The 7,733-nt window shown below is 49.0% G+C and carries 9 protein-coding genes; 4 read left to right on the top strand and 5 right to left on the bottom strand.

What is annotated here, in order from left to right; genetic code table 11:
• Window positions 1–333: 333 nt before the first annotated feature.
• Window positions 334–744 carry a hypothetical protein gene (locus tag DXT99_RS26420; protein ID WP_115568605.1) on the bottom strand — a complete coding sequence of 137 codons (411 nt, stop codon included), beginning with the start codon at window positions 742–744 and terminating at the stop codon, window positions 334–336.
• Between the two features lie 221 nt (window positions 745–965).
• On the opposite strand from DXT99_RS26420, the gene DXT99_RS26415 reads away from it, so the two are divergent.
• Window positions 966–1,160, top strand: a complete 195-nt coding sequence (locus DXT99_RS26415) for a hypothetical protein (protein ID WP_115568604.1) — start codon at window positions 966–968, stop codon at window positions 1,158–1,160.
• A 57-nt stretch (window positions 1,161–1,217) separates the two neighbouring features.
• On the opposite strand, the gene DXT99_RS26410 is transcribed toward DXT99_RS26415, so the two are convergent.
• The 4 genes from DXT99_RS26410 to DXT99_RS26400 all read right to left on the bottom strand — a co-directional run bounded on the left by DXT99_RS26410 (window position 1,218) and on the right by DXT99_RS26400 (window position 3,044).
• Entirely contained in the window at window positions 1,218–1,439 is a 222-nt protein-coding gene (locus DXT99_RS26410; protein WP_115568603.1) for a hypothetical protein, read from the bottom strand.
• A gap of 161 nt (window positions 1,440–1,600) precedes the next feature.
• On the bottom strand, window positions 1,601–1,756 hold the full coding sequence (locus tag DXT99_RS27290) for a helix-turn-helix domain-containing protein (RefSeq protein ID WP_181885288.1): 156 nt from the start codon (window positions 1,754–1,756) through the stop codon (window positions 1,601–1,603).
• Window positions 1,757–2,091: 335 nt separating this feature from the next.
• Complete coding sequence (locus DXT99_RS26405) at window positions 2,092–2,457, bottom strand: hypothetical protein (RefSeq protein WP_115568602.1); 366 nt, start codon at window positions 2,455–2,457, stop codon at window positions 2,092–2,094.
• On the bottom strand, window positions 2,454–3,044 hold the full coding sequence (locus DXT99_RS26400) for a recombinase family protein (protein WP_115568601.1): 591 nt from the start codon (window positions 3,042–3,044) through the stop codon (window positions 2,454–2,456). The genes DXT99_RS26405 and DXT99_RS26400 overlap by 4 nt, the downstream gene beginning before the upstream one ends.
• A gap of 460 nt (window positions 3,045–3,504) precedes the next feature.
• Here DXT99_RS26400 and DXT99_RS26395 point away from each other — a divergent pair, with 460 nt between their 5' ends.
• From DXT99_RS26395 to DXT99_RS26385, 3 genes are all read left to right on the top strand, one after another.
• Window positions 3,505–5,811, top strand: a complete 2,307-nt coding sequence (locus DXT99_RS26395) for a TonB-dependent receptor (RefSeq protein ID WP_115568600.1) — start codon at window positions 3,505–3,507, stop codon at window positions 5,809–5,811.
• 8 nt (window positions 5,812–5,819) lie between these two features.
• The gene (locus DXT99_RS26390) at window positions 5,820–6,299 is read left to right on the top strand and encodes a thioredoxin family protein (RefSeq protein WP_115568599.1); all 480 of its coding nucleotides are present in this window, start codon (window positions 5,820–5,822) and stop codon (window positions 6,297–6,299) included.
• Window positions 6,300–6,473: 174 nt separating this feature from the next.
• A complete protein-coding gene (locus DXT99_RS26385; RefSeq protein ID WP_317048165.1) occupies window positions 6,474–7,466 on the top strand; it encodes a DUF1259 domain-containing protein in 993 nt (330 codons plus the stop codon).
• Window positions 7,467–7,733: the final 267 nt, after the last annotated feature.

Raw genomic sequence — 7,733 nt, 5'->3', positions numbered from 1 at the left:
ATAGCAATTAGTATGGTTGTGGGAGAGAAGTCTATAGAATTCTTTACCTACGACTCTTCAGGAAGAAAGATAAAAGTAGTTTCCAGACATGAGCCTTTAACAGAAAAAGAAAAAAACATGCTCTAACCACACCTTTACGGTAGCTACGCCACCGCAAAGCCCAGTCCGTTAGAATAAATTACTTACTCTCTGAGCATTTGCAGTAAAATAGCTCCTGCGGCTTGTATATAACATGCCGTAACCTGCACCACTTCTGTGCACTTTCAACCCATAAGGCTTATCTATCCTTCTGGAGAGATGAGTGCTTAGGAAGACTTATGGCCCTACAAGAGCCTAATTAGCTGTTAGCCACTTTATGGCGGCGTCTTTGTCGGGGAAGTTTTTGAATGTACCCGCTGGCTTTACTTCATCATACACCTGCTTTACATACTTTTTCACCCCGCTCTCCCTGGCGACGTCTTTGGTGGCAATTCGGACTAACTTTTGCAGGCGCGTTGCCATTAACCCATTGCCAAGGTGCCTCATTACTATTCTGTGGTCTTCATCACTCACATTCATGTCCGTCTCACTGGTATCCAGTATGCATTTTTTTATATCATAGTTAGTAACGGCTTCGATAAAGATATTGAAAGCCTGATAAATTTGCAGTAGGTCATATTCGTGTACGTCAGGTGCCCTGACGTATAGAATGTCAGTAGAGGGTTCATATTCAAGCTTGATAAAGCCGTTGTCGTAGAGAATCACTTATATAGGTGCTGTTCTCTTATGAATGTAGTGGATTTAATGCAGATACACAAATGTGTGTAGATACACAAGTCTAACACCAGAGATATAGCCAGGATCGGCGCTTCGGCAGTGTGTTGAGCTACTCATGAAATGGTGAACCCACTTAAAAACCCGTGTGAGTGACGCACACAATGGCAAAGGCAAGCCGTATATTATCCTTAGCCAAGATAAAATAGAATATGATATCGACACATGCCCAATATTATGCGGTTGCCTCACGCATAGAGCAAATAAAAGACGCGCCTGCTGGCTCTGAAGCGGCAAAAGAGCTGAAGGTTCTGATGAGTTTGATTGTCAGCTTTGAGAGCGAAAAGCAGCAAACAGCATGGGCCAATCCTGCAGAGCAGTTCAAAGCGAAGTTCTACCGCATGTGAGCCTGTTTTCTTGAATGATGCTGCTTAGAGTAAATGTGCAATAGCAAGCCAAGGCCCTTATTGGTATGCTTCTACAAGTGCATTTGTCTTCCTCAGCTCTTTCTTCAGCTCTAAGGCAATGGTCAAGGCTACCTTCAGCCCACGCTGGTACTCATCGCTGTTGGTTTGCCGGAGCCACTTTATTTCTATGTTGCAGTTGTTTATGTCTAGCTCTAGGGCGATAAAGTCCATGTCAGTCAGGGAGATTGTCACCAGCTCCTTCGGGAGTCTGTTTTTCATGATGTGCTTGTGCTGTGGAAAAGCAAAAGGGGCTGAACCTGTGAGGCAGCCCCTTTAAACAGTCTCCTTTGTTCTTTTACCTCTCCCTAACAGCGGGGCTGCCAAATGAGTTTACTTTCTGGGTATTCAGCCTAAAACTATCGCGGCTCTGGCCCTCCCTTTCACACTGCCTCACTTGTGCTTTGGATATAGCGGTAGCAGGTGGCCCTGCCGATGCCAAGAATCTTTGCTATCTCCTCCACGGTCTTTGTTACGGAGCCGAAGAAGGTGCAGCATAATAACTTACCCAGAATAGCTGTCTGTGCTTGTCCCGCCAAACGCGGGAATTTTGATACGGTTTAAGGGATGCTTTCTATTTCATCCGTTTATGCCTAGCAATGCCTCGTGTTGCGATTCTGTTGCAACACGTTGTTGCGGCTTGTTTTTAGCCATTAGAAAGCCTTCTGAATCATTTCTGGGCCTTTCAGCCAAGCAGAGAAAAGAAAAAGGTAGCCATAGACTACCCTATCATCCAAAAACCAAACTAAACATGAAGTAACCACTTCGCTAGAAGTCGTTAGCCACACCCAAAGGTAGCAGCATTAGCTTGAGCTTTAACATTATAATCCTATAATATTTTTGATTATACTATCACTTTCTTGTAATAATACCATCAAAAAGCTTTTCTCATTGCATTGTAGGCAGCATAGTCCTCCGCATCCATGTGCTGCCGGATGTACTCCTCCATTCCCACGTCGTTCTTCTCCATTATATACCTGGTGAAGGAAGGGGCTGATTTGCATTTCTCAAACCCCAGCCGGCGCATGTCCATGCCGGTATCTTCCGGCAGTCCCTCCAGCCACTCATAGAAATCCTGAAGGCTGGGGCTGAACTCTGTGGAGCGCTGGTGGTAGCGATAGGTGATGTTGCCATAGGTAAACATCAGCGCATGAAAGCGCCTGTCCTCCGGCGAGCAGGAGTTTAGGAACTCCTCCTGGTTCTTCCTGTATTTCTCGTCCGGGTGCTTTATCTTTATCATTTCACGTTTGCATTTTCATCTGTGGTGGTGATATGGCCGATATAGCGGTAGCAGGTGGCCCTGCCAATGCCCAGTATCTTAGCTATCTCCTCCACTGACTTTGTTCCGGAGTCGAAGAGTATCCTGGCTGACTTTGCCTTCTCCATGGCTGCCTTTGATAGGCCTGTAGGTCTGCCGCCCTTATTTCCCCTGGATTTGGCTGAATCGAGCCCCGCCTTTGTTCTTTCTCGGATGATTTCCCGCTCGAACTCTGCCAATGAGGCGAAGATGTTGAAGGTGAAGCGGCCGATGGGCGTGGCCGTGTTGATGCCGTCCTGCAGGCTCACAAACTCCACCCCCCTTTCTTTGAATTCCGACACCAGGTCTATCAGGTCCCGCAGCGAGCGGCCCAGCCTGTCCAGTTTCCACACCACAACTGTGTCGCCGCTCCTAAGTTGGCTAATCATCTTCTCCAGCTCCGGGCGCTCCTTGCTCTTTCCGGATTTCTTCTCTCTGAATATCTGCCCGCACCCATGGCGGGTGAGGGCGTCAAGCTGCCGCTCCAGCTTCTGGTCCTGGGTCGAGACCCGGGCGTATCCTATCTTCATATCAGTATCATAAACTCATCTCAAAAATAGAAAAATATTTTGATTTTTGAGACGGCAAAATGAGACGCAACAGAGGCTGCAGGGGCAGGTGCCGCCCAAGGTTCCACGATCTCATTATTCCCACGTTTTCTGGGAAACCATAAAAATTGAATCGTCCTAAAAAACGTTGTCCATCCAATTTGAAACTATCAGACGCCATGTGCAAAACAGCTTTCACAGCCTGCCTCGCAGGTACAGGTCTGGGCTATCTTTTTCTAGCCATTTGCCTGAATTGAGAAGGACATAGTAACCTATTGAGTCATACTTTCCCTCTCCTGCAGGTCTTATACTCTTTTTTCTCTCTATAGAAACAATCACCACAACCAGTCGTAATAGGTGTAGTCTTAATTTAAATTTAGATTAGCCTAAATATTTATTTATATTACTTTAATTAAATTATCTTTGTTCAAACTACACCGCTATGAGGACACACCTACGCTTGCTTCTCACCTTCATGCTGCTCATTGCCGCATTCACATCGCAGGCTCAAACAGCCGCTATATCAGGAAAAGTTACTGCTGACGGAGTACCGGTAGCCTACGCTAGTGTGGGCCTGGCTGGCACAGCAAAGGGGGCGACCAGCGATGCCTCCGGATTCTATCTCATCAGCCAGGTGCCTGGCGGAACTTACACCTTAAAGGTCTCATCAGTCGGATATACATCAACTTCCCGCCAAGTGACAGTGGCGGAGGGAGAAGCGGCCACTGTTGACCTTCAACTCTACCCTGCTTCAACAACAGTCAGCGAAGTAGTGGTAACAGGCACTATGAAAGAGGTAAGCCGGCTGGAGAGTGCCGTCCCTGTGGAGGTATATACACAGAACTTCTTTAAAAAGAATCCCACGCCTTCGCTCTTCGATGCGCTGCAGAACGTGAACGGGGTGCGCCCACAGCTTAACTGCAATGTGTGCAACACGGGCGATATTCACATCAATGGCTTGGAAGGGCCTTATACTATGATCCTGATTGATGGGATGCCCATCGTGAGCGGCCTTTCCTCGGTCTATGGCCTGTCAGGCATACCCAACGCCATGGTGGAGCGCATTGAGATTGTAAAAGGGCCGGCCTCCTCCCTCTATGGCTCTGAGGCAGTGGGCGGGCTGATAAACGTGATAACGAAGAAGCCCTCCAGCGCTCCCTTGTTCTATGCCGATGTGTTTGCCACCTCCTGGCAGGAGTATAATGCGGACCTGGCGTTTAAACTGAATGCGGGACAGAAGGCGTCGGTGCTGACAGGGGTGAATTATTTCAACTACAGCAAACCGAAAGATAACAATGGCGACCGCTTCACGGACGTGACGCTGCAGGACCGGATTTCTGTTTTCCAGAAATGGAATTTCCAGAGAAAAGAAAACAGGCTGCTTTCCCTGGCTGGGCGCTATTATTACGAAGACCGCTGGGGCGGAGACATGCGCTGGAACAAGTCCTTCAGGGGAGGCGACAGCATATACGGGGAGAGCATTTACACAAACAGATGGGAACTGATTGGTAATTACCAGCTGCCTGTAAGGGAGAAGATGCTGCTGATGTTCTCCGTTAATGACCACAGCCAAAACTCCTGGTATGGAGACATCCCTTACTTTGCCGATCAGAAAATTGCTTTCTCGCAGCTTACCTGGGATAAGAAAATCAACAAGCATGACCTGCTGCTGGGTACTGCCCTCCGCTATACGTACTACGATGACAACACACCGGCCACAGCCAGTCCTGATACTCTGGCTCCGGTGAATCAGCCTGACAGAACCTGGCTTCCCGGATTCTTCGTGCAGGACGAGATAGCACTCTCTCAACAGCATAAACTGCTGCTAGGCATGCGTTACGATTATAACTCCAGGCATGGCGACATCCTCACCCCAAGGCTGGCCTACAAGTGGGCGCTCAATGAAAACAACATCCTGCGCCTGAACACTGGGACGGGGTTTAGGGTGGTGAACCTTTTCACAGAGGAGCACGCCGCCCTCACCGGATCCAGAATAGTAGACGTGCAGGAGGAGCTTGAACCGGAGAAGAGCTACAATGTCAATGTTAATTATATCAAAAAAATGGTTGCCGGAAACGGTGCTTTCGTGGGTTTTGATGCCACCGCCTGGTACACCTACTTCAATAACCGCATCATAGCGGACTACGACACCGATCCTAACAGGATCATCTACGCCAACCTCCGAGGCCATGCTGTTACACAGGGTATCACCTTGAATTTGGATGTGGAACTGCTCAACGGCCTGAAGGTGATAGCTGGGGGCACTTACATGGATGTGTACACGAAAGAAGAGGACGAGAGCGGCAGCATGGTGAAGCAGCGGCAGATACTTACCGAGAGGTGGACCGGAACATGGGCTGTAACCTATAAAATAAAGCCGTTGAACCTGGGGATTGATTACACCGGTAATCTTTACGGGCCTATGCGCCTGCCTTTGCTGGGGGAACTTGACCCAAGGCCGGAGTATTCCCCGTGGTGGAGTATTCAGAACATCCAGCTCACCTGGGGCAGCCCCGGCGGAAGGATGGAGGTCTACGGCGGCGTGAAAAACCTGCTTAATTTCACACCGGCTGCCTTTAGCATTTCAAGGTCACATGATCCGTTTGACAAGGAGGTTCAGTTTGACGGCAACGGGCAGGCAGTGCCGACTCCAGGCAACCCTTACGCGCTGACTTTTGACCCCACTTATGTGTACGCGCCCAATCAGGGCATCAGGGGGTTTCTGGGAGTAAGGTTTAGCATCAAATAAGGACGATTATGAAAAGATTACTTTTGGTTGTGGTGCTGGTTGGAATCACTAAATTACCGGCAGTTGCCCAGCCGGATTCTTTCCGGTTTGAGCAATTGGAGGGGCTGCAAGAGGCGGAGAGAAGGCCGGTGGTGGTTTTTATCTCTGCTGACTGGTGCAGGTACTGCTCAAGGATGAAGATGAGTACGCTACAGGATGAGCGCGTGGTGAAACTACTGAATGAAAGCTTTTACTTTGTCTCCCTGAACGCAGAAGAGAAAAAGGATACACCTTTTTACGGGCACACCTTCAAGTACAGGCCGACAGGCAACGAAACAGGGGTGCATGAGCTGGCTGAGCAGCTCGGGAGCATAAACGGGCATCTATCTTTCCCGACACTTTCTGTGCTGAACGCTGATATGGAAATTATCTATCAGCATGGAGGCTACCTCTCGGCCAAAGAACTTTCAACTATACTTGCTTTGGTGAAGAAAGAGCAAAAGAAATAAATAACAGGACCAGCAAGAGTAAAAAATTGGTGGTAAATCAGTGATAAACTAATCCTGATGCCTTGAAACTGAATTATTCTGGCGCATTAGCTGCCAGGCTCGTATATGCTGAAGTGGTGCCGATTCATGAGCTGCCAAATGAACTATTTTCTTACCTGAACCAACATATAAACAATGAAAACATTCTACCTCAACCGCCGCCAAGTGCTGCGCACTACAGCCATGCTTGGCGCGGCAAGCTTGTTCGACATGAAGCAGGTGTTGGCGGCTGCTGAAGATAAACAAACCGCTAAGACTCCTCCTCTGAGCGCGCAGGAGATTACGGCCATAGAGGCTGCGCTGGGTAAGAAGGGTAACTACAATGAGGAGCAGTCTACCCTCAACATTTCACTGCCGCGAGGCGACCTAAAGGTTAAAATAAAGGGAGAAGAGGTGCCTACCTCCTTCGGCTTCGGGGGGTGGGTAGCGTTTAAGAAAGCACTTGACGGTAAGTCCACTGTGCTGATGAGCGATACGGTTCTGCTGCAGGAGGAAGTAAACCCGCTCATCTCGGCGGCACACGCGAATGGGCTGGAAGTAAGCGCCATCCACAACCACTTCTTCTATGAAGAGCCTCGCATCTTCTACATGCACGTGCACGGGGTAGGGGAGCCGGCAGACCTTGCCCGGAAATACGCCGCCTCCATCAGGGACAGCAAGCTTTACCCGGCGAATCAGCCAAAAGCAGCAGGCAGTACGGAGCAGCCGGCAACAGCAAGATTCGACATACCTTCGCTGGATGCCATTGTCAAACACAAGGGCAGTGTCAACGGGCCGACCTATAAATATACAGTGGGGCGGGATGACCTGTCTATAAAAGCGATGGGAGCGGAACTGACGGCGGCCATCGGGCTGAACTCCTGGGCCACCTTTGCCGGTACCAAAGAGAAGGCGCACATAGCCGGAGACATTGCCATGTTGGAGCATGAGGTGAACCCTGTCATCAAGGTGCTACGGCAGAACGGACTGGAGGTGGTGGCGGTGCACAACCATATGCTGGGGGACGACCCGCGCATGATCTTCCTGCACTACTATGGAAACGGGCAGGCGACAGATTTAGCCAAAGGCTTTAGGGCAGCAATCAACATGCTGGGCAAAGAAAAGCCAGGTATGCCGATGAGGCACTAATAAGCCTTAGCTTCTATATACACTTCCCCGGGTTATCATAAAAGACGTTACACGGCCAAAAGATTAACATCGCAGCCTCTATTAAGGGGCAAAGATGTATGCTTGTAAGACTGGCTTCTCTTTTCCTTTCTTACGTATAGTGAACTTGCAACAATAAATTGGACAAAGGATTAAGCTGCTAAATGTTTAACATTTCTTCCATTTGTTTGGGTGTACGGTATCCCAGACTTGAATGGAGTCTTTCTCTGTTGTAGAAGATCTCGATGT

It is taken from the genome of Pontibacter diazotrophicus (genome assembly GCF_003367245.1).
Lineage (GTDB): Bacteria > Bacteroidota > Bacteroidia > Cytophagales > Hymenobacteraceae > Pontibacter > Pontibacter diazotrophicus.
This window is presented reverse-complemented; position numbering and strand designations above follow the sequence as displayed.

Coding starts and splice junctions, on each gene's coding strand:
- DXT99_RS26390 (WP_115568599.1), top strand. CDS start 5,820: ATGAAAAGATTACTTTTGGTTGTGGTGCTGGTTGGAATCACTAAATTA.
- DXT99_RS26405 (WP_115568602.1), bottom strand. CDS start 2,457: ATGATAAAGATAAAGCACCCGGACGAGAAATACAGGAAGAACCAGGAG.
- DXT99_RS26400 (WP_115568601.1), bottom strand. CDS start 3,044: ATGAAGATAGGATACGCCCGGGTCTCGACCCAGGACCAGAAGCTGGAG.
- DXT99_RS26395 (WP_115568600.1), top strand. CDS start 3,505: ATGAGGACACACCTACGCTTGCTTCTCACCTTCATGCTGCTCATTGCC.
- DXT99_RS26415 (WP_115568604.1), top strand. CDS start 966: ATGATATCGACACATGCCCAATATTATGCGGTTGCCTCACGCATAGAG.
- DXT99_RS26410 (WP_115568603.1), bottom strand. CDS start 1,439: ATGAAAAACAGACTCCCGAAGGAGCTGGTGACAATCTCCCTGACTGAC.
- DXT99_RS26385 (WP_317048165.1), top strand. CDS start 6,474: ATGAAAACATTCTACCTCAACCGCCGCCAAGTGCTGCGCACTACAGCC.